The sequence below is a fragment of the Acinetobacter pittii ATCC 19004 = CIP 70.29 genome, assembly GCF_000369045.1.
Taxonomy (GTDB): Bacteria; Pseudomonadota; Gammaproteobacteria; order Pseudomonadales; family Moraxellaceae; genus Acinetobacter; species Acinetobacter pittii.
This window is the reverse complement of the sequence record NZ_KB849786.1, coordinates 1,070,762-1,094,117: the sequence shown is the minus strand read 5'-3', so window position 1 is coordinate 1,094,117 and position 23,356 is coordinate 1,070,762. Positions and strand designations below refer to the sequence as shown.

At 36.5% G+C, this 23,356-nt stretch carries 28 protein-coding genes; 18 read left to right on the top strand and 10 right to left on the bottom strand.

Features of this window, described 5'->3' with window-relative positions; genetic code table 11:
* Positions 1-111 precede the first annotated feature (111 nt).
* The 8 genes from F928_RS09295 to F928_RS09260 all read left to right on the top strand — a co-directional run bounded on the left by F928_RS09295 (position 112) and on the right by F928_RS09260 (position 5,788).
* Complete coding sequence (locus tag F928_RS09295; protein WP_005073965.1) at positions 112-1,116, top strand: adenosine kinase; 1,005 nt, start codon at positions 112-114, stop codon at positions 1,114-1,116.
* Between the two features lie 16 nt (positions 1,117-1,132).
* The gene (locus tag F928_RS09290) at positions 1,133-1,441 is read left to right on the top strand and encodes a Rieske (2Fe-2S) protein (protein ID WP_002121079.1); all 309 of its coding nucleotides are present in this window, start codon (positions 1,133-1,135) and stop codon (positions 1,439-1,441) included.
* A 25-nt stretch (positions 1,442-1,466) separates the two neighbouring features.
* Positions 1,467-2,075 carry an OB-fold-containig protein gene (locus F928_RS09285; protein ID WP_002121106.1) on the top strand — a complete coding sequence of 203 codons (609 nt, stop codon included), beginning with the start codon at positions 1,467-1,469 and terminating at the stop codon, positions 2,073-2,075.
* Positions 2,076-2,453: 378 nt separating this feature from the next.
* Entirely contained in the window at positions 2,454-2,648 is a 195-nt protein-coding gene (gene cydP, locus F928_RS09280; protein WP_005073962.1) for a cytochrome oxidase putative small subunit CydP, read from the top strand.
* Positions 2,648-4,234, top strand: a complete 1,587-nt coding sequence (gene cydA, locus F928_RS09275; protein WP_005073960.1) for a cytochrome ubiquinol oxidase subunit I — start codon at positions 2,648-2,650, stop codon at positions 4,232-4,234. Before cydP ends, cydA begins: the two co-directional genes overlap by 1 nt.
* Positions 4,231-5,376: a cytochrome d ubiquinol oxidase subunit II gene (cydB, locus tag F928_RS09270; RefSeq protein WP_005073959.1), complete on the top strand. Its 1,146-nt coding sequence runs from the start codon at positions 4,231-4,233 to the stop codon at positions 5,374-5,376. The genes cydA and cydB overlap by 4 nt, the downstream gene beginning before the upstream one ends.
* A 10-nt stretch (positions 5,377-5,386) precedes the next feature.
* Entirely contained in the window at positions 5,387-5,488 is a 102-nt protein-coding gene (cydX, locus tag F928_RS09265; RefSeq protein WP_002120988.1) for a cytochrome bd-I oxidase subunit CydX, read from the top strand.
* Positions 5,489-5,788 carry a cyd operon YbgE family protein gene (locus F928_RS09260; RefSeq protein ID WP_004791954.1) on the top strand — a complete coding sequence of 100 codons (300 nt, stop codon included), beginning with the start codon at positions 5,489-5,491 and terminating at the stop codon, positions 5,786-5,788.
* Between the two features lie 12 nt (positions 5,789-5,800).
* Here F928_RS09260 and F928_RS09255 read toward each other — a convergent pair whose 3' ends face one another.
* The 6 genes from F928_RS09255 to F928_RS09230 form a co-directional block, all read right to left on the bottom strand.
* A complete protein-coding gene (locus F928_RS09255) occupies positions 5,801-6,325 on the bottom strand; it encodes a GNAT family N-acetyltransferase (protein WP_005073957.1) in 525 nt (174 codons plus the stop codon).
* A 78-nt stretch (positions 6,326-6,403) separates the two neighbouring features.
* Positions 6,404-7,075: a YccT family protein gene (locus tag F928_RS09250; protein ID WP_002120898.1), complete on the bottom strand. Its 672-nt coding sequence runs from the start codon at positions 7,073-7,075 to the stop codon at positions 6,404-6,406.
* Positions 7,076-7,294: 219 nt separating this feature from the next.
* Positions 7,295-7,891 (bottom strand): nitroreductase family protein, encoded by a 597-nt coding sequence (locus tag F928_RS09245; RefSeq protein ID WP_002121011.1) that lies wholly within the window; start codon positions 7,889-7,891, stop codon positions 7,295-7,297.
* Positions 7,892-8,080: 189 nt separating this feature from the next.
* Positions 8,081-9,193 carry a signal recognition particle-docking protein FtsY gene (gene ftsY, locus F928_RS09240; RefSeq protein ID WP_005073955.1) on the bottom strand — a complete coding sequence of 371 codons (1,113 nt, stop codon included), beginning with the start codon at positions 9,191-9,193 and terminating at the stop codon, positions 8,081-8,083.
* Positions 9,194-9,313: 120 nt separating this feature from the next.
* Complete coding sequence (locus F928_RS09235) at positions 9,314-9,640, bottom strand: hypothetical protein (RefSeq protein ID WP_002120920.1); 327 nt, start codon at positions 9,638-9,640, stop codon at positions 9,314-9,316.
* A 99-nt stretch (positions 9,641-9,739) separates the two neighbouring features.
* Positions 9,740-10,099 carry a hypothetical protein gene (locus tag F928_RS09230; protein ID WP_002120892.1) on the bottom strand — a complete coding sequence of 120 codons (360 nt, stop codon included), beginning with the start codon at positions 10,097-10,099 and terminating at the stop codon, positions 9,740-9,742.
* A 216-nt stretch (positions 10,100-10,315) separates the two neighbouring features.
* Between F928_RS09230 and F928_RS09225 the strand changes: the two genes are divergently transcribed.
* From F928_RS09225 to F928_RS09215, 3 genes are all read left to right on the top strand, one after another.
* Positions 10,316-10,549, top strand: coding sequence for an SEL1-like repeat protein (locus F928_RS09225; RefSeq protein WP_002121063.1), 234 nt, complete (start codon positions 10,316-10,318; stop codon positions 10,547-10,549).
* Positions 10,550-10,780: 231 nt separating this feature from the next.
* On the top strand, positions 10,781-11,155 hold the full coding sequence (locus tag F928_RS09220) for a DUF2750 domain-containing protein (RefSeq protein WP_005802084.1): 375 nt from the start codon (positions 10,781-10,783) through the stop codon (positions 11,153-11,155).
* Positions 11,156-11,298: 143 nt separating this feature from the next.
* Complete coding sequence (locus F928_RS09215; RefSeq protein WP_002121094.1) at positions 11,299-11,730, top strand: CBS domain-containing protein; 432 nt, start codon at positions 11,299-11,301, stop codon at positions 11,728-11,730.
* 55 nt (positions 11,731-11,785) lie between these two features.
* Here the strand turns inward: F928_RS09215 and argD are convergent, their stop codons facing one another.
* Positions 11,786-12,994 carry an aspartate aminotransferase family protein gene (gene argD / locus F928_RS09210; protein ID WP_005073951.1) on the bottom strand — a complete coding sequence of 403 codons (1,209 nt, stop codon included), beginning with the start codon at positions 12,992-12,994 and terminating at the stop codon, positions 11,786-11,788.
* A 227-nt stretch (positions 12,995-13,221) separates the two neighbouring features.
* Here argD and grxD point away from each other — a divergent pair, with 227 nt between their 5' ends.
* Positions 13,222-13,563 carry a Grx4 family monothiol glutaredoxin gene (grxD, locus tag F928_RS09205; protein WP_002120913.1) on the top strand — a complete coding sequence of 114 codons (342 nt, stop codon included), beginning with the start codon at positions 13,222-13,224 and terminating at the stop codon, positions 13,561-13,563.
* 47 nt (positions 13,564-13,610) lie between these two features.
* Here the strand turns inward: grxD and F928_RS09200 are convergent, their stop codons facing one another.
* Positions 13,611-13,934 carry a hypothetical protein gene (locus tag F928_RS09200; RefSeq protein WP_005073949.1) on the bottom strand — a complete coding sequence of 108 codons (324 nt, stop codon included), beginning with the start codon at positions 13,932-13,934 and terminating at the stop codon, positions 13,611-13,613.
* 241 nt (positions 13,935-14,175) lie between these two features.
* Here F928_RS09200 and F928_RS09195 point away from each other — a divergent pair, with 241 nt between their 5' ends.
* Positions 14,176-15,075: a LysR family transcriptional regulator gene (locus tag F928_RS09195; RefSeq protein WP_002120927.1), complete on the top strand. Its 900-nt coding sequence runs from the start codon at positions 14,176-14,178 to the stop codon at positions 15,073-15,075.
* A 44-nt stretch (positions 15,076-15,119) separates the two neighbouring features.
* Here F928_RS09195 and map read toward each other — a convergent pair whose 3' ends face one another.
* Positions 15,120-15,914, bottom strand: a complete 795-nt coding sequence (map, locus tag F928_RS09190) for a type I methionyl aminopeptidase (RefSeq protein ID WP_005073947.1) — start codon at positions 15,912-15,914, stop codon at positions 15,120-15,122.
* 352 nt (positions 15,915-16,266) lie between these two features.
* Here map and brnQ point away from each other — a divergent pair, with 352 nt between their 5' ends.
* From brnQ to F928_RS09175, 3 genes are all read left to right on the top strand, one after another.
* Positions 16,267-17,568, top strand: a complete 1,302-nt coding sequence (brnQ, locus tag F928_RS09185; protein WP_005073945.1) for a branched-chain amino acid transport system II carrier protein — start codon at positions 16,267-16,269, stop codon at positions 17,566-17,568.
* Positions 17,569-17,757: 189 nt separating this feature from the next.
* Entirely contained in the window at positions 17,758-18,177 is a 420-nt protein-coding gene (locus F928_RS09180) for a GlcG/HbpS family heme-binding protein (protein ID WP_005073943.1), read from the top strand.
* A gap of 258 nt (positions 18,178-18,435) precedes the next feature.
* The gene (locus tag F928_RS09175) at positions 18,436-18,690 is read left to right on the top strand and encodes a hypothetical protein (RefSeq protein WP_005073940.1); all 255 of its coding nucleotides are present in this window, start codon (positions 18,436-18,438) and stop codon (positions 18,688-18,690) included.
* A gap of 25 nt (positions 18,691-18,715) precedes the next feature.
* Here the strand turns inward: F928_RS09175 and F928_RS09170 are convergent, their stop codons facing one another.
* The gene (locus F928_RS09170; protein ID WP_005073937.1) at positions 18,716-19,171 is read right to left on the bottom strand and encodes a hypothetical protein; all 456 of its coding nucleotides are present in this window, start codon (positions 19,169-19,171) and stop codon (positions 18,716-18,718) included.
* Between the two features lie 141 nt (positions 19,172-19,312).
* On the opposite strand from F928_RS09170, the gene F928_RS09165 reads away from it, so the two are divergent.
* On the top strand, positions 19,313-20,173 hold the full coding sequence (locus F928_RS09165; protein WP_005073936.1) for an alpha/beta hydrolase family protein: 861 nt from the start codon (positions 19,313-19,315) through the stop codon (positions 20,171-20,173).
* A gap of 316 nt (positions 20,174-20,489) precedes the next feature.
* Positions 20,490-23,342, top strand: coding sequence for a phosphoenolpyruvate--protein phosphotransferase (gene ptsP, locus F928_RS09160; protein WP_005073934.1), 2,853 nt, complete (start codon positions 20,490-20,492; stop codon positions 23,340-23,342).
* Positions 23,343-23,356 lie beyond the last annotated feature (14 nt).

Sequence of the window (23,356 nt, the reverse complement as noted above, 5' to 3'; positions counted from 1 at the left end):
ATATTTTTCCACTAATTTTTGATTTAACTGAATTTTATTCAACAAACTACAGCAAATCCAAGCAATGGTGTAAACTTAGCAACCTGATTTTTTTATTTTGTGACAACACATATGGCAACTGTAGATCTTTTTGCAATTGGTAATGCATTAATCGACCAAGAATTTAAAGTGTCTGATGATTTTCTTAGTCAACAAGGTTTGCAAAAAGGCACCATGCAGTTGTCCGATGGCGACACTCAATCTGCTCTTTATGGGGAGTTAAAACAGCATCAAGATTATAAAGGTCAAGCAAGTGGTGGTTCTGCTGCGAATACTACTGTAGCCTTTAGCGCATTAGGTGGAAGTGCTTTTTATGGTTGCCGCGTTGGTAACGATGATTTGGGTTCAATTTATCTGCAAGGTTTAAATGAAGCTGGCATCCAAACCACTCCAAAATCAATCAGTGAAGGCGTGACAGGTACCTGCATGGTACTCATTAGTCCTGACTCTGAACGTACAATGCATACTTATTTAGGCATCACTGCTGAACTTTCTCAAGATCAAATCGACTTTGAACCGTTAAAAACAGCAAAATGGCTTTATATTGAAGGTTATCTTTCTACAAGTGAAACAGCGCGCAAAGCTGTAAAACAAGCCAGAGAAATTGCAAAAGCAAATGATGTTAAGATTGCTTTATCTCTTTCAGATCCTGCCATGGTGCAATACGCTCGCGAAGGCTTAGAAGAGCTCATGGATGATGGCGTAGATTTACTATTTTGTAATGAACAAGAAGCCTTAATGTATACAAATACAACAACTGTTGAAGATGCTCTTGCTCAATTACGTTTTAAAAATCATACAGTAGTCATTACACAAAGTGCTAAAGGTGCTTTAGTTTCTAACTCTACTCAACATTTCCATGTGGCAGGTCGCCACGTAGAAGCCGTTGATACCAATGGTGCGGGTGATGCATTTGCAGGCGCATTCCTATACGCCCTAAACCATCATCAAGATTTGAATGCTGCTGCACAGTTAGCTGTCTTAATTTCTAGTGAAGTTGTTTCTCAATTTGGCCCACGTTTAGCAATTAATGATTATACTAAACTTCTTGAAAATTTTCAGAAGGAATGTGCTTGAAATGGAAAGGATCTGTATGACGGAAGAAGTTCCTGAGCGTGAAGCTAGAGCTTTTGACACTTTACAAGGAACGACTATTTTCATTACGCAACGTGATGGCGCATTCTATGCTTACCAAAATTTATGCCCTCACTTGCAAACAGAGCTTGAATATTTAGAAAATCAATTTCTTGATCAAGACCAAGAATATATTCAATGTTCTACCCATGGTGCTTTATTCACTGTGGAAACAGGCGAATGTATCTCAGGACCATGTTTAGGTGATTTTTTAAATAAAGTTGAGATTAAAGTACATTCAGATGGCGGTATCTATATCGTAGACTGAAGCGATCAACATTAGAGTTTCTGCCATGGCTGATTTCTTTTTCAATTATTATCTTATGCCATTTCACTTAAGTGTAGTGGCTTTGATATTACTCAGCGTGGTAGAAACCATTGGGATGTATATTGGTCTTCGTCCAAGTCAATTACTCAAAAAAATTGCGCCTGTTTGGCTTTCTAATTCACCACTACTTAACGTTAAATTTTCTAAAGCTTTAATTTTCGTTTTTTTACTTATCAATTTTAGTTTTGCAGGCTATTTTTTACAGCTCTCTTTCTTTGCAATCCAGCATTATTTTATTTCACCATTTTATTTAATCGTACCAGCCCTTGTCATCGCAATCTTTTTTACTGTGTTCATGATTCACTGCCTTGACCAAGTAATTAAACCAAAGCTTACTCATACAAACTATAATCTTTTAGGACGATTAGCGACGGTTTCCAGTGGTAATGCTAGACCTGGGTTTTCTGCCCAAGCGCGAGTGCGTGATGAATTTGGCCAACTCCACTACGTTCAAGTCGAACCAGAATACGGTGAACTCGAATTATACTCTCAGGTTATCCTTGTCAGAGTGCATAAAAGCCATTATGTAGCCAAGAAAATTTCTGTATCAAACGATCTTTTCGCCCCCGATTAAATTCTCACTACTATTCTATTTACTTGCTGCTTTTTGCAGACTTTATTACGTCTATATTTTATTATTTTCTTTTTAATTAATTATTTATTATTCCAACTTTTTTAGTTTGAAATAGTATTTATAAATATAATATACAACCATTTTAGTTGGTATTAAATTAAAACAAACTATTTTAATCAACTTAATATTTTTATTTACAAGTGTTTTAGTAGGATTTAATAATTAATTCAAACTATTTTAGTATAGTATTTATTTTAAAATATTAAGTAATTGTTTTATATAAATTAATTATTTAAATATTCATTTAAAATATATTTAATGTTTATTTTTATTATATTTTGATTAATAATAAAATTAATATCAAATTAGGTTTAATTTATGAGCCTTAATTTTAAAAATCTTAATGGTCGTTTAGTTAAAGAAATCACTATTATTCTAATAATAAAAATAGTGCTTCTCTTAACGATCAAACATATTTGGTTTGATGCTCCCACCATCCCCAAAAATTTTGACAATCAGGTCGCCGAGCATATTGCTGGCGATAATATTTCCCACATTAAGGAGACACGTTGATGATTTCTGAAAGCGTGGTTGATCTTTCGCGGTTTCAATTTGCGATGACCGCAATGTATCACTTTCTTTTCGTCCCTTTAACTCTAGGTTTGGCATTTATCCTTGCCATCATGGAAACCACTTATGTCATTTCCGGTAAAGAAATTTACAAGGATATGACTAAATTTTGGGGAAAATTATTTGGTATTAACTTTGCGTTAGGGGTAACAACTGGCTTAACAATGGAGTTCCAATTTGGAACAAACTGGGCTTATTACTCACACTATGTAGGTGATATTTTTGGTGCTCCATTAGCAATTGAAGGCCTTATGGCATTCTTTCTTGAGTCTACATTTATTGGTTTATTCTTCTTCGGATGGGACCGTTTAAGTAAGGTTCAGCATCTAGGCGTAACGTGGTTAGTCGCTCTAGGTTCTAACATGTCAGCACTCTGGATTTTAGTGGCGAATGGTTGGATGCAAAACCCAGTAGGTGCTGCATTTAACTTTGAAACCATGCGTATGGAATTAGTTGATTTCGGCGCACTTATCTTTAATCCTGTAGCTCAGGTGAAATTCGTACATACCGTTTCTGCGGGCTATGTAACTGGTGCAATTTTTGTACTTGCCATCTCAAGCTATTACTTACTTAAAAAACGTGATCTTCCTTTCGCACGTCGCTCATTTGCAATTGCTGCCATTTTCGGTCTTGCATCTACACTTTCAGTGATTCTGTTAGGTGATGAATCTGGCTATGAACTCGGTGATGTTCAAAAAACTAAACTCGCAGCGATCGAAGCCGAATGGGATACTCACCCTGCTCCTGCTCCGTTTACTTTGTTTGGTGTACCAAACCATGAAGAAATGCGGACAGATTACGCAGTTAAAATTCCATATGCATTAGGTTTAATTGCAACTCGTTCAACAACCAAAGAAGTTACTGGTCTTAAAGATCTCATGCAACAGCATGAAGTCCGTATTCGCAACGGTATGCTTGCCTATGCCGAACTTGAAAAATTACGTGCAGGTGATCGTTCACCAGAGTTATTAGCCTCTTTTGAAAAAAATCAAAAAGATTTAGGTTATGGCCTACTTCTTAAGAAATATGCACCCAATGTAGTTGATGCAAGCGAGCAAAATATTAAAGCTGCTGTAAAAGATACTGTTCCAAATGTTACAGCGCTATTTTTCTCTTTCCGCGCAATGGTTGCCTCAGGTTTCTTAATGCTATTACTTTTCATTTTAGCGACTTGGGCTGTAGCAAAAAGAAATGCTGAAAATAAACCTTGGCTCCTAAAATATGCATTGTTTGCTCTTCCGCTTCCTTGGATTGCTGCACAAACTGGTTGGTATGTAGCTGAAGGCGGTCGTCAACCATGGTCAATTGGTGAAATTCTACCAACCCACCTCTCTACTTCTAGTTTAAGTACTGGTGACGTATGGGGTTCGATTATTGCGCTAGCAGCGTTCTACACTGCTCTTTTGATTATTGAAATGTATTTAATGATCAAATTTGCTCGCTTAGGACCAAGCTCTCTACACACTGGCAAATATCATTTTGAAAAGCAAGAACCGAAAGAAGCGGTTAATGGGGAGGCCTTATCATGATTGAATATGAATTATTGAAAATCATTTGGTGGGTGTTAGTTGGTGTACTACTCATAGGCTTTGCTCTTACCGATGGCTTTGATATGGGGTCTATGGCTCTCATGCCTTTCGTTGGAAAAACCGATAGCGAACGCCGTGCTGCAATCAATACAATTGCCCCACACTGGGATGGTAATCAGGTCTGGTTTATTACGGCAGGTGGGGCACTATTTGCTGCATGGCCAATGGTTTACTCAGTCGCTTTCTCGGGGATGTACTGGGCACTGTTGTTGGTTCTATTTGCACTTTTCCTAAGACCTGTAGGTTTCGATTATCGTTCTAAACTTGAAAATACCAAATGGCGTAACTCTTGGGACTGGGGTCTGTGCATCGGTGGTGCTGTTCCAGCGCTTGTGTTTGGTGTAGCCTTCGGTAATTTATTTTTAGGCATTCCTTTTAGTTTAGATAGCACATTACGCTCTGAATATACAGGCAGCTTTTTTGCTCTTCTTAACCCCTTTGCTTTAGTTTGCGGTGTTGTAAGTCTGTCTATGCTGTGTGCACATGGCGGTGCATGGCTCATGCTACGTACTGATGAAGCTTTAAAACAGCGCTCTGCCAAAGCCACTCAAATTATGGCGATTATATTTTTAATTTGTTTCCTTGTAATTGGAGCATGGCTGTATTTTGGGCAAGTTCCAGGTTATAGCTATGCTGTTGCTATAGACCCAAATACTGCGCTTAACCCTTTAGCTAAAGAAGTGGTTACCAATAGCAATCCTGGTTGGATGAACAATTACAGCACCTATCCAGTGACTAAAATTGCCCCTGTTCTTGCCATATTAGGCGCAATCATTGCAATTTTTGCTTCTTCAAAAGTAAAAGCAGGCTTAAGTTTTACTGGTACAAGTTTAATGATTGTAGGAGCAATTTTAACTGCTGGTTTTGCCCTATTCCCATTCCTACTTCCATCTAGTATCAATCCTAACTCTAGCTTGACGATGTGGGATGCTGTATCAAGTCACCTTACTTTAGGCGTTATGACGGTTGCTGCCTGCATTTTTGTTCCTCTTATTTTGATCTATACCAGTTGGTCTTATTACAAAATGTGGGGAGTCATCACTAACAAACATATCGAGTCAAACTCGCATAGCTTGTATTAAGGAGAAAACTATGTGGTATTTCGCATGGATCCTAGGCATTTTGATGGCATGTTTTGCGGGTGTACTCAGCGCGCTTTATATCGAACATCATCAAGATTTAGATGAGGAATAAATGATGGCAAAAGCAATGACAGCATCAAATCATCGAAAAGCTCAAGCATTTGCAATGGCCCTTTCTTTTCTGTTGGCATTGCCGCTTGCTGCAATTTTGTTAGTTTATCCTTCACTCATGCTTGATGCTAACGGACACTACAATCATAGCCAACTTATGCTGGTGATGATTGGTATATCTGGTGGATTTATTTACGGAGTAGGTTTCGTACCCAACTTCTGGTTATGGAAATGGCTATTTAGCCCATGGGTAGCTTGGCCTCTCATGCTTTTAGGTTATTACATCTGGTTTCTAACCTAAATCAAAAAGACCTCATCTGAGGTCTTTTTTCATTTCAACCAATTTAATAGGGACCCTTGGCAACCCTACATTTGCTTCAACCGGATATGGCTGCTTATTATCCGTTTTCATATATCCACGTCTTTCATAATAAGCGATCAATTCAGAACGGACATCTAGCACATACATTAAGGCGCTGGTCAGATGGGGATCTTCTTTCAATGCATATTGCTCTGCATATTCTAAAACAGATCGACCCACTCTCATATTTTGAACTTGAGGATCAGTACAAAATGTTCCAATCTCAACCTGATTATTTTCAAATGTAAGCCCAATACAAGCAATAAGCTTGGAAGCAGAAGTTTCCGCTATCAATAATGTTGAATTCCTAAGTTGTAGTTGTGCTTCTAATTGAAACTCTGTAATACGCTGTCCTTCTACCCAATCAAGTTCTGTTGTCCAACTTCTATCTTGTTGTTCTCGATAGGACTTATTAATTAAAACTACGAGTTGTGGAATATCAGGAAATTGAGCTGAACGGAAATTTAAATTATTCATAAAATATACTTAGGCTATTTATAAAAATTCTAAAAATAAAGCCGATATTAAATCGGCTTTATTTTAAATAGCAATAAATTAATTTGATTGTTCAGCTAACCACGCCATAAATTTTTGACGCTCAGCTTTAGAAGCTTTTTGCCAAGTTTCTACTAAACGTTGATCATTCGTTTGGGCTACGCCTGTTACAGGCATAGATGTTGGAGCTGGTACAGCCACCTGAACAGAAGTAGGTTTAGCAGAGGCATACACTGCCTCAGGCTGCGATTTAGATGATTTAGTCGTAAAGTCAGTGACTTTTCCTAATAAACCCGTTGCAAACCATGGTTTTGCCTCATTGTTTGCACCAGTTTGCTGTACGATTAATTCATTATTTGCGCTGTACAAAGCCACAGTTGGTTGCTCAGCATATTTCTTTGCTTGTTCAAATTGCTTTGGTGCATCTACCATTCTGAGCTTATAAGTTTGCCCATCTTTGAGTACTGGAGTTTGAATTGTGACTACTCCAGATTTAACAATGTCATGCTCCCCGCTTAAATGTTCAAAGTATTCTTGATAGCGCACACTTAAGCTTGTTTCACCAGCATCGACTTTATAATTATTTTTAGATGAACGAAATAACCCAGAGTTGACTTCCTGACCATTCACCGCAAGGATTACAATTTCCTCTGGTGCTGTAATTGTAACTGCTGAAAATACCGAACCGCTGAGTAATAAACCAATTGCAGCAACACCTAATCTTAAAGTCATCTGTCTCTTTCTCTGTGTTTGATAAGCTATTAAATCATGAGCAATATGCAATATGATTGTGACTATTTTATGACAAAGCAGTTATCGACTAATTTCTTGATTTATTATTTTGAAATATGCACTTGAATTTCATAAATTTTCATTTTATGTATTCCTCCTATTCATTCTAAAAACATAAAAAAAGCACCTAAAATAGGTGCTTTTTTAATTTCAATTAAATTAATTGAAAGTTTTAAAACGATCAGCATCATTAATAAATGCTTTTTCACCTGCTGGTGCTTCAACCGAACCAAATACTAATTGAGCACGTAATTTCCAAGTTGCAGGAACATCAAATGCTTCAGCTGCGTCTGCATCGACAATTGGGTTATAGTGCTGTAAAGAAGCACCTAAACCAAGCTCTGAAAGCGCAGTCCAAGTTGCAAATTGAGCAATCGCACTTGAGTGTTCAGACCATACTGGGAAGTTGTCTGCATATAGTTCGAATTGCTCTTGTAAGCTTTTAACAACAGCTTGGTCTTCATAAAATAAAACCGTACCAACACCAGCTACAAAGCTATCAATTTTTGCATTTGTACCAGCAAAAGCTTCTGCAGGAACAATTTTACGCAACGCTTCACGAACTAAATTCCAGAATTTAGCATGAGATTCACCGTATAGTGTCACTACACGTGAAGATTGTGAGTTAAAAGCTGAAGGACTATGTTTAACTGCTTCACGGATAGTTTCTTCAATTTTAGTGCGATCTAATGCAACGTTTTTACCAATTGCATAAATTGTACGACGGTTTTTAATTTTATCTAAGAAAGTAGACATTTTGTTATTTCCTACCTATTGATTTGACCAAGGGTCGTTGTTTGGGAATGAGTACAGTGTATTAAAGTCATTTTTCATAATCAGCATTAAAAATATGACAGTTCGTTTTATTTTCGCAACAATAATAAAAGATATACATATAAAAAAAGCTTCACGATTTAGTGAAGCTTTTTAGGGTTACCAATCAATTTACTTATCAGTTTCAAACAGCGCAGCAACAAAAGATTTAGCCGAGAATGGTCTTAAATCATCAATTTTTTCACCTACACCAATAAAACGAATTGGCACATGGGTACGGCTTGCAATATTAAAGAGTACACCACCTTTAGCTGTTCCATCCAACTTGGTAATGGTAATACCCGTTAAACCTACAGCTTGATCAAACTCTTGTACTTGATTAATCGCGTTTTGACCTGTTCCTGCATCTACCACCAACATAATTTCATGAGGTGCAGTTGCATCAATTTTTTGCATAACACGTTTAACTTTTTTGAGTTCTTCCATCAAGTTACTCTTATTATGTAAACGACCTGCCGTATCCGCAATTAATACGTCAATTCCTTTAGCACGAGCACTTTCAAAGGCATCAAAAATAACAGAAGCACTATCAGCTCCATGACCTTGCGCTACTACAGAGATATCGTTACGCTCACCCCAGATCTGTAATTGCTCAGTTGCTGCGGCGCGGAATGTATCACCAGCAGCCAACATCACTTTTTTACCTTCACCTTGTAAACGTTTCGCCAACTTACCAATTGTTGTAGTTTTACCCACTCCATTTACCCCAACCATCAAAATCACATAAGGTGATTTATTAGGGTCAATATGTAATGGCTTAACACGTGGAGCCAACAAAGCAACCAACTCTTCTTGTAACGCTTTATATAAAGAGTGAGAATAGATCAAATCACCACGAGCTGTACGCTCTGTTAAATTGGTAATGATAGTTTTAGTTGCTTCAACACCAATGTCTGCAACCAATAATTGCTCTTCGACTTCTTCAAGTAACTCATCGTCAATTTCCTTTCCACCAATCAAGATATTGACCATACCATCAGCGAAATTACGACGAGTTTTGGTCAAGCCTTCTTTCATCCGGCCAAAAAAACCAGTTTTTGGTTGTTCAGCCGCTGTTTCTGTAGAAGCTACTTCTTCTTTGGCTACTTCAATATTTTCTTGTGATTTAGCAGGAGATTCAACGATGGGAACATCGATAGCAGGTAAATTAGGTAATGTGACATCGTCATCACCGATCTCAGCATCTATCAAGAATTTATTTTGCATATTCGATTGTTGCTCCATGCGGATTCCTTGAAAAGCAGCGCGTTTAAAAAGATAAAGTTTAGCATAAATTCAAAATTTTGCCTGCCACAATAGTGCTCAAAAAGCTTTGGAAACCAAGATTTAGCCTGATTACCCTATTTACTGAGTATCTTCCTGAGCAAGTGCTGGATATTGTCTAATATGAGCACCTTCAAATTGATATGCATGCATTAACTTTAAATACTCTGCTCTATGAATTTCTGATTGAGCTATTAACAGCTCAGCCATATCCTGAGTTTTAGGATAAGTGGCCTGATGAGAGAGTTGTATAATTCGTTGATATTGTTCCGGACTAATAGGCCGAAGTAATGCTAAATATGACAGCACAAAAATACAGCCAATGACAATAACCACAAATAGGTTAAAACATTGATCAACTTTTAACTCAGATTTTAATTTAAGAAAATTTTGTTTGAATATGAGCATGACCTACCTCGAATTAGTGTAGTGTAGGGTTCAATACTCATAAGCACAAGATCAAACATCCAGTAAGGCCAAGAATCGTACCTTACTGGATCATAATACTTAGCTTATTAGTGAACGAATGACGGAAAAGTATAAAATTGCTGCAATAATCACCAAGACTAAAAACATCGCAAAAATACTTAAACCTTCTTCAGCATCGGCTGGATGCAGTTCGTCTTCGTCGGCAATTTTTCTCAGTTCACCATCATAAACTTGATAAAACCAGTTTTTTTGTGCAGGTTCCAAATGCCTTGCAAAGTCAAATACTCTTTTGCGCTGAGCAAGACAATAATCCCCTAAATGGATCTCTTGATGAAAGATCGCTTCATCTAATAGTTTACGATGATAATGGGCTAGTTCTATGATTTGTTCCTCTCTAGGTGGAGTATCAAAAACAAAGCCATCGATAGTATTTGTCATATTTTATTCTCCTTGTCTTTTATTCTCATATTGATTTTACTCAAAATTATTTGTGAATAATGTTTAATCATGTATCCTAATAGTGAATTAACTGGTGTGCACCAATAGTTGACAAATCCATTAATTTGTAATATTAGTTTAATAATTCTAAGTTAAATTAATTTAAAGGCAGTGGCCTTTAGAAAAAGTAATCATAATTACAATAAGGAGTTTTCTATGATTCAACGTATCTCTCATCATGATTTAGAACATGTGTACGCAACTGCAGTAAACACAATTCACTCTCAAATGAATTTTCAGGATGCAGTTGCACAGTTAGAAGAAGTTGCTCGCGCTGGGCACGGTAAAGCTGCTCTGTTTTTAGCAGAATTGTATTATCAAGGTTTCCGTGTTGAACGTGACTCACTTAAAGCACAATATTGGCAAAAGTTAGCCACAATGCAAGCATAAAGAAACGTCACCTAGGTGGCGTTTTTTTACGTCTATAAAAAAATTTCTCTAAATATAATTCACTACACACTTGGTTTGCATTGTATTGCACCACAGGCTCTAGCCACTTGAAGTAAAAGACATGAATTTCACAGCTGGAATATTTGTTTACGATTTGATACCTGTTTAAACTGAAATGTCATCTGATTTTTTTATAATAAGCAAGACAAGTTAGAACCTTTAAAATTCACAATGAAAAGTTTAAGTAATCTACAACCGGTTTCAAGAGACTTGATGATTAAGATTTATATTTTAAGAACCATGATGTATTGCGGGGTTCTTTGGGGTTTATTTCATCAAGGATGGGCAATTAAATCAGATCAAGAAGACTTTATTTTTCCTTTTTGGCTTAATGGCTTACAGGCACATCGCTACGCAAAAGAGCATTGGCCACATTACAAACCAAGAAGAATTACACCTAAAGATTTCCATGAGTCTTTATTACCAACTTTAACTCGACTCAACGTCACTCCTGCTTTGTTTAATTCATCTCATAGAAAATTAAAGTTATCTACTCAGCAAATGCAACATTTCTTTTTCAAACATCCGAATTGGCAAGGAGCGTAAACTTTTCTTTAGATTCTTAATCTCTATTAGAATGCTTTTTGAACGCTTGAGTGTGAAACTTGTATTTAATGACTATCCAGTCTTTGCATTTTTATAAAATCAAGCTAATTTAAAACAAAATGATAAAACACAGGACAGAAGAAATGACAATCGTTGCACAAGTAATCAAGAACAAAGCAGAGCAAGATATTTTTACAATTTCTCCAGAAGCCACTGTCCTTGAAGCAATTAAGATTATGGCGGATAAAGGAATTGGTGCGCTCGTCGTAGCTGAGGGTGAAAAAGTTGTCGGAATTTTGTCTGAACGTGACTACACACGAAAAGTAACGCTTATGGAACGTTCATCATATAGCACTACCGTTGCTGAAATTATGACATCTAAAGTGCTTACAGTAAGCCTAAACAATACAGTTGAAGAGTGCTTACAGCTTATGACAGATCGTCACTTACGCCACTTACCTGTATTAGACAATGAAAAACTAGTTGGATTTATTTCTATTGGCGACTTAGTAAAAGCTGCGATGGAAGATCAGAAAAATCTCATTGAACAATTAAAACAGTACATCTCTGGTTAATTATTTCATATAAAAAATGGGCATTTATATGCCCATTTTTTATTGATGTAAAAACTTAAAGATAGTTATTAATTAAAGCAACTAAACGCTCTAGCAAGTCATCAGCCTGTGCTTGAGTCATGTTAATTGGTGGCAATAAACGCACTACTGAACCAGCTGTAACATTAATAATAAGTTTATGTTGATCTCGAGCTATTGCAACGAGCTCAGCGCAGTCTCTAGGCAATTGAATACCAATCATCATACCAAAACCACGTACTTGCACATCTTTATGTGCCAATTGCGCACGTAATTGATCAACAATATAACCACCAACAACTGCCGCGTTTTCTACAGCATTCTCTATTTGGATTGTATCAATTACTGTATAAACCACACGAGAACCTAGCACTGTGCCACCGTAAGTAGAACCGTGACTACCAGGTCCTAATAAGCCAACAGCTTTACCTTGTGTCATTACAGCGCCTACTGGAAAACCATTACCAAGCCCTTTTGCAGTGGTAAGAACATCAGGCACAATGTTTGTATGCTGATAAGCAAAATACTTACCGGTACGGCCGTTACCTGTTTGAATTTCATCTAGCATCATTAGCCAGTTATGTTGATTACATATGGTGCGGACTTCTTCAAGATAGCTAAAGCCTTGAGGTGCTGTATTAATACCACCCTCACCTTGAATAGGTTCAATCAAAATCGCAACAATATCTGGGTGCTGCAAAGCAGCTTCTTGAATTGCTTCTATATCACCAAATGGCACACGAATAAAATCATTGGTTAAAGGAGCAAAACCATCTTGTACTTTCTTATTACCAGTAGCTGAAAGTGTTGCTAAAGTACGACCATGAAATGATTGCTCTGCCACAATTATCTTTGGGGAGCTTACACCTTGTTGAGTACCAAATTTACGAGCAATTTTAATGGCGCCTTCATTTGACTCTGCACCACTGTTTGAAAAGAAGATCTCTTCCATCCCTGAAACTTCAGCAAGCTTCTGAGCAGCTGCCGTTTGCCAAGGAATCTCAAATAAGTTACTCGTATGCACAAGTGTTGCAGCTTGTTCAGCAATTGCTTCTGCAATGACTGGATGCGCATGACCCAAACCACATACAGCAATACCAGTTAAAGCATCTAAATACTCTGTGCCATCTTCGGTATATAGATATGCCCCTCGGCCTCGTACAAAACTGATCGCTTGGCGACCATAAGTAGCCATTAAATGTGATGGTTGATCAGGTTGTATTGGAGCTAGGGTAATATCATTCATAACGAACTCTGTCTGTATGAGGTTTTAAGAAGGGTTTATATAAGCAAAAACTGGCTCTGATGAAAAGTCTCATCACTCATTTATCTAAAATTTCGTCCGCTTTTTGTTATCGCTTCGGTTTATACAATAAAATATTGAATATTCAATGCAACTTTAAGTAATCAGGTGGTTTGCAAAGCGGTGTGAACACCCCCTATAATGCTGCTAGATTAGTTGAGGATCTCTTTATGACTGAACAAGCACGTGATACTGAAGCGTTAATCCGCGATCAAATTGCGAAGCATCCCGTTTTACTTTACATGAAAGGCACTCCACAGTTTCCACAATGTGGTTTCTCCGCACGTGCTGTAGAGGCGCTCAGTCAAATTGGTCGTCCATTTGCATATGTAAATATTTTGGAAAACCCTGATATTCGTGCAACCTTACCAAAAATTGCGAACTGGCCTACATTCCCGCAACTTTGGGTAAATGGCGAACTTATTGGCGGTAGCGATATCATGCTTGAAATGTTCCAAAATGGTGAATTAAAACCATTAGTTGAACAATATAGCGCAGCGCCAGAAGCGTAAATAATGAAAAAGCCAATCAATAGATTGGCTTTTTTATATTCTCAATTTTAACGATCACTTACCCCGACATAGCGAAATAAATTTTCCACACCTAAATCAGATTTTAAAATAATTAGATTTTCATAAGTTGTTGTCGTGAGAGCTTCAAAAATATTCATATTCGGATCTTCGTGCAACTCATCCACATTTTGATCCATACACTCTTCAAATCGATCAGCAATAAATTCAAACCCCAAATCCATGGCAATAAATAAAGTATGTTCACATGGCTGAACATATTGTTCTTGCGCCCAGTCAATTATTGCTTGTTTGCAAAATGGACATTCAATATTCGCAGAAGCATCGTTAAGTTCAATTAATTGATAGTGCATTAGATTTGAAAAGAATAGAAAATTGTAGTGTAAAAGAAATTAATTGAAAGTTCTAGAAAAGGCTAGAACCACTCATCAAAAACACACAATAAAATTACATTGTAATGACAATATAATTTCAAATTCTCAGTTAAAGGAAATATCTTAGTATATGTTTTAATTACAAAAAATTTAGTTTAAAAATTATCGTTGCAAAAATAATAATGTAAAATCATGGTTGTTGCAGAAATAGGATATTTTAATGCTCACTGATCTTGATGATTTTTATTGTTTTGCTCTCGTCGTTGAGCATGGTGGTTTTAGTGCCGCTGAGCGTGTAACGGATATACCAAAATCAAAACTAAGTCGTCGTGTATATAGCCTAGAAGAAAACTTAGGCGTTCGCCTGATTCAACGCAGCTCTCGTCATTTTGCTGTTACAGATATTGGGATGGATATTTATAGACATGCTCAAGTCATGATGAATGCTGCACAGGCTGCTCATGATTTGGTTGATCATTTAAGTATTCAACCTAGAGGTGTTGTAAAGGTTAGTGTTCCTGTTGATATTGCTCAAAATCAACTGCCTAAAATTTTGCCTGCTTTCTTAAAAAAATATCCAGAAATTCGTTTGCAACTTATGGTCAGCAATCGTCGAGTAGATGTCATTAATGAAGGAATTGATATTGCTTTACGTGTTCGCTCAAAACTAGATGATGATCCAAGTTTAGTTCTTAGACAGTTTGCACTTATTGAACAGAGTCTATTTGCAAGTCAAGCATATCTAAATGAATTTGGAGATATAAAAAATCCAGAACAACTTAGTGAGCATCGCATTTTAAGTTTGTCAGAAGAGCATCTTGATCAACAATTCCTTTTGCATGGTCCAGACAATCAGCAAAAGAAAATCAAAGTCAGCCCTATCGTAATGGGTACAAATATCCATATGTTAGCGCAATTAGCGAGTCAAAACTGTGGGATCGCTTTACTACCAGAGAGCGCAGCAGAAGATTTTCTAAAATCTGGACAGCTTGTACAAATTTTACCGGAATGGAAAGCTCCTCACGGTATATTACATGCTGTATATCCATCACGCCGAGGGTTATTACCTGCTGTACGAGTATTTATTGATTATTTGGTAGAACATCTTTCTGAGCATTAAAATGAATTTAAAAAAGTTCGATAATTATCGAACTTTTTTTATTTTTAAATTACAGGATAGTTTCCTACACCTTCAGGCCAAGGTGTTAAGAGTTCAAAGCCAGTGTCAGTTACAGCAACCATATGTTCCCATTGCGCAGATAACGAAAGATCTTGAGTAATAACTGTCCATCCGTCATTTAATTCTTTAACCTGTGGTCTACCCGCATTAATCATCGGTTCAATCGTAAAGACCATACCTTTTTTTAATACTAAGCCTTGGCCGCGCTGTCCATAATGTAAAACATTAGGTTGTTCATGATAAACCTTACCAATCCCATGACCACAATATTCTCGAACAATGCTATACCCTTCTCGATGAGCAACTGACTGAATAGCATAACCAATATCGCCTAGTGTAGCTCCTGGCTTAACAGCATGAATCCCAGCAACCATCGCTTCATAAGTTGTATCAACAAGTTTCTTTGCTTGCGGGTTTACATCACCTACAAAATACATGCGGCTCGTATCACCAAAATAGCCATCTTTAATAATTGCGACATCAATATTAATAATATCGCCATCTTTTAAAATCTTATTCGGTGACGGAATTCCATGGCAAACTACTTCATTTACTGATGTACATATTGTTTTAGTAAAACCATGATATCCCACATTCGCAGGAATAACTTTTAAAGTATTTACAATATAGTCATTACACAGGTTATCTAAATATTCAGTAGATACACCCGGTTTAATATATGCCCCTATCATTTCTAAAACTTGTGCAGCCAAGCGTCCAGAAATTCTTAACTTTTCCAGATCTTGTTCAGTTTTCATTGTAACAGTAGAAGCTCTCATTCAGTTTTATCCTCGTAGGCACTGCTTTTACCACGCCTACAAAAATGTAAGTTAATTTAGAATATTCTAGAACGGATATAGGATAGGCTGGAAGCATTAAATGCCCAAATATTCAACATTCATAATAGAAATTCATACTTTTATTTTTGCATAATTTCTTTAAAAAGTCAGAGACAAAAAATGATTTCCTAATTTCTTTCAATGGTTTTTCAAATACATACCTTAACCAGTTGATATTTTTAATATCTATTAAAGGTTTTTATGCTCTGAAAAAAATCTTTTTCACATAAAATACCGCTTGATCATGATCTCTTTTGCTCTAAAATTCCTTCTTTTTTATTAATTTTAATTTATGCAACATCTTCGTACTGGAGATATTATTGCCCTAGGTTTTATGACCTTTGCTCTTTTTATTGGGGCTGGCAATATTATCTTTCCTCCCATTGTCGCTCAACAAGCCGGTGATCATGTATGGCTAGCCGCTATAGGCTTTTTGATTACTGCAGTTGGTCTACCTGTAATTACCATCATGGCACTCTCTCGTATGCAGGGTTCCATTGAAATTATTAGCTCTCCTCTCGGTCGAGTAGCAAGTCTGATTTTAACCGTTGTTTGTTATTTATCAGTAGGCCCTTTATTTGCTACTCCACGTACAGCTACTGTTTCTTATGAAATTGGTTTTTCATCTTATTTTGGAACATCAAGTAGTAGCCTTTTAATTTACAGCGCAATTTATTTTTCATTTGTAACTGTAGTTTCACTTTATCCAAACAAGTTATTAGATACTGTTGGTCATGTGCTTGCTCCCCTAAAAATTATTGCTTTAGCAATTTTAGGTATTGCAGCAGTTATGATCCCAGCGGGTTACGTCCCTGCTCCAATCAACCATTACGTTGAATCTCCAGTTTCGGAAGGTTTCGTAAACGGTTATCTCACTATGGATACTTTAGGCGCATTAGTATTCGGTATCGTAATTATTCAAGCGATTTATTCGCGTGGTGTTACCGATAAAAAATTAGTCACTAAGTATGCGATTATTGCCAGTCTTATTTCTGGTGCAGGTCTTACTTTAGTCTATTTAAGCTTATTCAAATTAGGTGTAGGTAGTCATGAAGTAGCACCAAATGCTGCAAATGGTGCAGTAATTTTACATGCATATGTTCAACATGCTTTTGGCAATATGGGTTCATTATTCTTAACTGGACTAATTTTTCTAGCATGTATGGTGACAGCGATTGGCTTAACTTGTGCTTGCGGTGAGTATTTTGCTCAGTTAACTAAATTACCTTACAAACTTTTAGTATTCATTTTAGTTGGTTTCTCTTTCATTATTTCTAATCTTGGATTAACCAAACTTATTGCCGTATCAGTACCTGTTTTAAGTGCAATTTATCCACCAGCCATTGTTGTGATTATGCTGAGCTTCTTTTGGAAATTTTGGCACAAACCCTCTTTTATTGTCGGTTCAGTAACAAGTATTGCTTTAATTTTCGGTATTATTGACGGTATTAAAGTTGCTGGTTTTGGTGATTATTTACCTGCATTTCTTCAACATTTACCTTTAAATGAACAAAACTTAGCTTGGTTGATCCCATCTTTAGTTGTTCTAGCAATTACCGTAATTATCGACAAAGTTAAATTTAAAAACATTTAATCTAGTGTCTCTTTTGAAATCGAGTTTTACCCAAACATGATTTTATATATTGAATAAAATGCTGAGTTTACCCAACCGGCATTTTATTTCCACACTACTTTCAATGACAAATCAACTATAGATATAATCAGTTTTTACTGTAAAATTACACTAAAATAATTTTTAGCTTACTAGGAAAGAAGAGCAACAATGAAAAGTAAATATTACCTAACACAAGCAGATGCAGAGTTTTTAATGGAAGAAGCTCAAAAATATGCAATTGAACACAACTTTAAAGTCAGTATTGCTATTGTTGATGAAACAAGTTCTCTTCTGATGATGAAACGTTTAGATGGTGCTTCACCTTTATCCTCACATTTATGTTTAGAAAAAGCAAAATGCTCTTCAATATCAGGTAGACCTTCAAAATTTTATGAAGAACTTCTGCAAAGTGGACGCTTAGGTTTTTTAAGTATGCCTAGTGCTCAAGGAATGTTAGAAGGTGGAAAACCCATTATTTATGACGGACAAGTTTTAGGGGCGATTGGCGTTTCTGGTGTCCAATCTTTTGAAGATGCAGAAATTGCTCAACATGCGATTGATACATTTTTAAAAAAACAAAACAGCTAACCTGAAATGATAGAAAAGAGAAATTATTACACTTTTCATTAAATATTTTCTCTTTTCTAAAATATTAAGTATTTTATACAAAAATATTTAATATTTACTTTTTTAATACCTTAACCTTTTATAAACATAGAGTTTTTTATAAAACTGTTCAAAAAATTTTCTATTCACTATTGAATTGAATTAAAAATAGAAGTACAACATTAAACTTATTCTTGACTAAAACATTCGGTTTTAGCGCAACCACAAGGAGGGATGGAGATGTTATCATTACATTTCAACAAACAAGTCTTCATTAACACTCTGAACAGCAAAGATTCAGTTGTTTATGGAGTAACACCGCTTGCTCTTATGCTGACTTTACTGTTTCAAGGTATGATTAAAGGAAATCTGAAACCCGAATACTTTATGTATGCGATGGTTGTTTCTTTCATATTTTGTGTGTGGGCCTTTGTCGACCATAAGATGCGAAAACTAGCTAAAAGACGTCTTAGTCAACAAAACTTGAATACTTAAAAAATGGATGAGCAATCATCCATTTTTATACATCCAAAAATAAAAAAATTGTTCCGATAACTAAAATAGCTGTAGCTAATAATTCAGTCAAAATTAATCCCACCATCATTAAATTCATCATCCATGAAGGTAAGCTAAAACGACCTAGCTTGTGAGGACGTTTGAATTGATTTGTTGTGTCCTGTAAATAGCCATGTATGATATAAACCAGAATTGAAAAACTAAAAAATAGAATATTTGCGAACACACACCATAAAGTAATATTTTCATTTAAAACAGTAAAATAGCTTAATACAGCTAAAATTAGGCTAGCAGCTGCATATAACAAACTACTTCGATGAGCGATATCCACATAATAATGAGCACGACTTAATTCTGAACGGCGTATTTGCCAATATTTCCATACCCCAGTGAGCATCCCTATCCATAAAAATATGCCACTAAACACAATTGCGAGCTGTACAGCTTTCGGTAAATCCATCTTTTTTCCAATTATTTATTTTATTCAAATTTAATGAGCTATATAACATAAATATTGACTTTATAGTCACATTTTAACCAAGTTTCATTTCAGAACTCGTGTAAATTAAAGATATCAATAAACCAATCACTACGAAATATTATGGATAACACTTTTGAATCATTTTGGATGACCTGTAAAGATGATTATCAACTTGCTGCACATTTTTATCCAGCTCAATCCCCAAAATCAGCAAATCCCGTATTGATCTGTCCAGCAACAGGTATTACTAGAAACTTCTATCATTCTTTTGCTACATGGTTAAGCGAACAAGGATATGACGTATTAAGCTTTGATTTCCGTGGAATTGGAGGCTCTTTACACGGGTCTTTGAAGCAAAGTACAGCAAGTATTAATGATTGGGGAGTTCTCGATATTCCTTGTGCAATTGATACGTTATTAGAAAAAACTAAAGCAGAACAAGTTACCCTTCTTGGCCACAGTGCTGGTGGGCAGCTATTAGGAATTGTTCCTAATTTTCATAAAGTAGCAAAAGTTATCGCGGTCGCAGGTTCCACTGGCCATGTAAAAGGTCTTAAAGGTAAAACCAAGTTTTTAGCACCGGTAATGTTCAATGTCATCTTTCCAATTTCTAGTGCTTTTAAAGGTTATGGTGCTACTCAATTTATTGGAATGGGAGAAAACTTACCTAAAAAAGTCGCCCAACAGTGGCGAGAATTTTGCAGCCATCCTGGCTATGTGAAAAATGCTATAGGTAAAACAGTCCATCATGATTTTCATAGTGAAATTATCTGCCCTATTACTTCAATTTGGGCAAGTGACGATGAAATTGCAACCGAGCGTAACGTTGAAGATTTATTAAAACTTTATCCTAATGCGCCCACAAAAATGCTAGAGCTAAATCCCATGAAACTTGGGCATAAATCAATTGGGCACATGCTAATGTTTAAAAAATCACATCAAAACTTATGGTCACTTTTAGAACAGGAAATCCAACACTAATCTATTGATCTTTTACTTTTGCCTCTATACCCGTAATCCGGTATAGAGGTTTTTTTTAATATTAATACCCACTTCTTTTATAAAGTTAGTTTATTAACCTAATAATTATCATAAGAAAACAAAATATATTAATCACATATTCCTTTGTATTAAAAACAAGCATTATTTACGTAAATACGTCGATATAGCTTTAAAGTTCTGCTATCGTTATTTATACGAAGCTGTTGTTTAAAAACGGTTAAACTAACCTTTTTTTAATACTAACAGCTTCTTTTTTTCTGTTTAGCTAAACCAAAGAAATTGTTCAAGGATAAGTATGCTAGCACTAGAGCCTCGACATATTCATATGAATCAACATGCTGTTGATAAAAAGCATGCATTACAGTGTCTAGTAGATATATTGGTAAAAGATGGGTTAGTTACACCTGACTACATTACAGGACTCATTAATCGCGAACAACAAAGTGCCACCTATTTAGGTCAAGGCATTGCTATTCCCCACGGTACACCCCAATCTCGCGAATTTATTCTAGAAACAGGTATCCGTTTAGCTCACTTTCCAGAAGGAATTATATGGGATGGTGAAAACAGAATTTATTTAGCTGTTGTTATTGCAGCAAAATCTGATGAACATTTACAAGTTCTACAAATATTAACTCGAGCTTTAATGCATGATGTAAGTGAACAGGTAAAAAATGCTAAACAACCTGAACAAATTATTGAAATCTTACAAGCTCAACCATTATCTTTAACTTTGCATGAGAATTTAATTCAAACTGAAATTGAATCTCAAGATATTGAAGATTTATTTTGGTCAGCATCTCAGATTCTAAAAAAGCACAATTTCGTAAAGTGCGGCTTTCTAAGTTCACTTGACCCTGATCAAGTTATTCAACTACAAGATCAAATCTGGTCTATTTCAAGTAGTAAGTTTGTTCAACAACCAGCAATCAGTATCGTAAAGCCTCGCCATGCTTTAGAGCTAGGTGAAAAAAAGTTAAATACGCTAGTTTGTATAGCTGCCAATGAACAATTAGATAGCCAGAGATTTAATCGACTGATTGATATTCTGTTTAATCCAGAGCAAGTTGCACAATTAGACCAAACACAAGCACCAAATGAAATTGCTAAAATCATTGGTGCAGATGTTATTCCCGATTGGCCCCACCGTTCTGTTGTACTCGCTAATGCACATGGATTACATGCTCGACCAGCAACTCATTTAGTAAACCTAACAAAAAGTTTTCAAGGTGATATCCAAGTCGCAGTAGATGAAGGCAATTTTGTTTCAGCTAAAAGTTTGACACGTCTCTTAGCTTTAGGTTGTAAACGCGGCCAAACTTTACGTTTCATTGCTGAACCAGAAACGGATGCAGTTGAAGCTTTAGATAAAGTTATTCTGGCAGTACAACAAGGCTTAGGTGAAGAAGTTGAACCTATAAAATCTTCAGACATCAAAGTAGAGCAACCTAGTGAAATCCCAAGCCATTCAAAACCACTTAGCACAAATACAGGAATTGCTGCTTCAAGCGGTTTAGCTTTTGGCCCTGTACATGTAATTAAACCTACGGTTTACCAATATGAACGCATGGGCTTAAGTGTCAAAGCAGAAAAAGAAAAACTTGATATTGCACTTCACGCAGTTAAAAACAATATTCACCAAGTTATTGCAAAATCTGAAGTGGCTGAAATTAAGCAAATCTTCCAAGCACATTTGGAAATGCTTGATGACCCAGATCTTATTAATGGTGTTTATCAAAAGATTAACCTAAATCTTTCTGCTCCTGCTGCCTGGCATGAGCATATTGAAGCAGCAGCCAAAGAGCAAGCAGCTTTACCAGATCGATTATTAGCTGAGCGTGCTACAGACTTACGTGATATTGGTGATCGCGTTTTGGCTCAACTCTGCGGTGAGGTCATCATCGAAGAACCTAAAGAACCTTATATATTGATCATGTATGACGTGGGACCAAGTGATGTAGCCCGCCTTAATAAAGATCGTGTAGCAGGTATTTTGACCGCCGTAGGTGGTGCAAGCGCTCATAGTGCTATTGTTGCTCGTGCTCTAGGTATCCCTGCAATTGTTGGCGCTGGTGATCAAGTACTAGATATTGAGCAAAAAAGTTCTCTTTTAATTAATGGAGACACCGGAGCTTTTATCTTAAATCCTAATGCTCAACAAATCGAACAAGCAAAACAAGAACGAGACCTTCAGAAAAAAATTCGTGAAGAAGCTGAACGTCACAGCCAAGAACCTGCGATTACTCTAGATCAACATCAAATCGAAATTGCTGCCAATTTAGGAAAAGTTCAAGCAACAGCCCATGCGGTTGAATATGGCGCTGAAGCAATTGGCCTACTCAGGACTGAGCTTGTTTTTATGGCGCATAGTAGCGCTCCGAGTGAAGCTACCCAAGAAGCAGATTATCGTATTGTTTTAGATGCTCTAGCGGGCCGCCCTCTCGTAGTACGTACGCTAGATGTAGGTGGTGACAAACCGCTTCCTTACCTTCCAATTGCTGAAGAAGAAAATCCATTTTTAGGTCTAAGAGGTATCCGTTTAACGCTAAGACAGCCTGAATTGTTGCGTCAACAACTTATTGCTTTGCTTAAAGCTGCAGATGACCGCCCTCTAAGAATCATGTTTCCAATGATTGGCCGTGTGGAAGAATGGCGTGCTGCAAAAACTATTCTTGATGAAGTTAAAGCTGTACATCCATGCACCAACTTACAAGTTGGTATCATGATTGAAGTTCCTTCTGCTGCTTTACTTGCACCTATTCTCGCGAAAGAAGTGGACTTTTTCAGTATCGGAACAAATGACTTAACTCAATATACTTTAGCTATTGACCGTGGTCACCCTATCCTCTCGGCTGAAGCAGATGGCCTCCACCCAAGTATTTTGCAATTGATTGATCAAACTGTAAAAGCTGCACATAAGTATGGTAAATGGGTTGGTATATGTGGTGAACTCGCAGCCGATCCAAAAGCTGTACCTATTCTGATGGGCTTAGGAGTGGATGAGCTTAGTATGTCACCGAATAGTATTCCTTTGGTTAAAGCCCAAATTCGTACACTTAACTACAGTCAAGCTCAAGTGCTTGCAAAGCGTGCACTTGAATGTGATAGCGCTACTGCTGTACGTCAGTTATCCGAACAAGAAATGTAAAGATTAGGAATGGT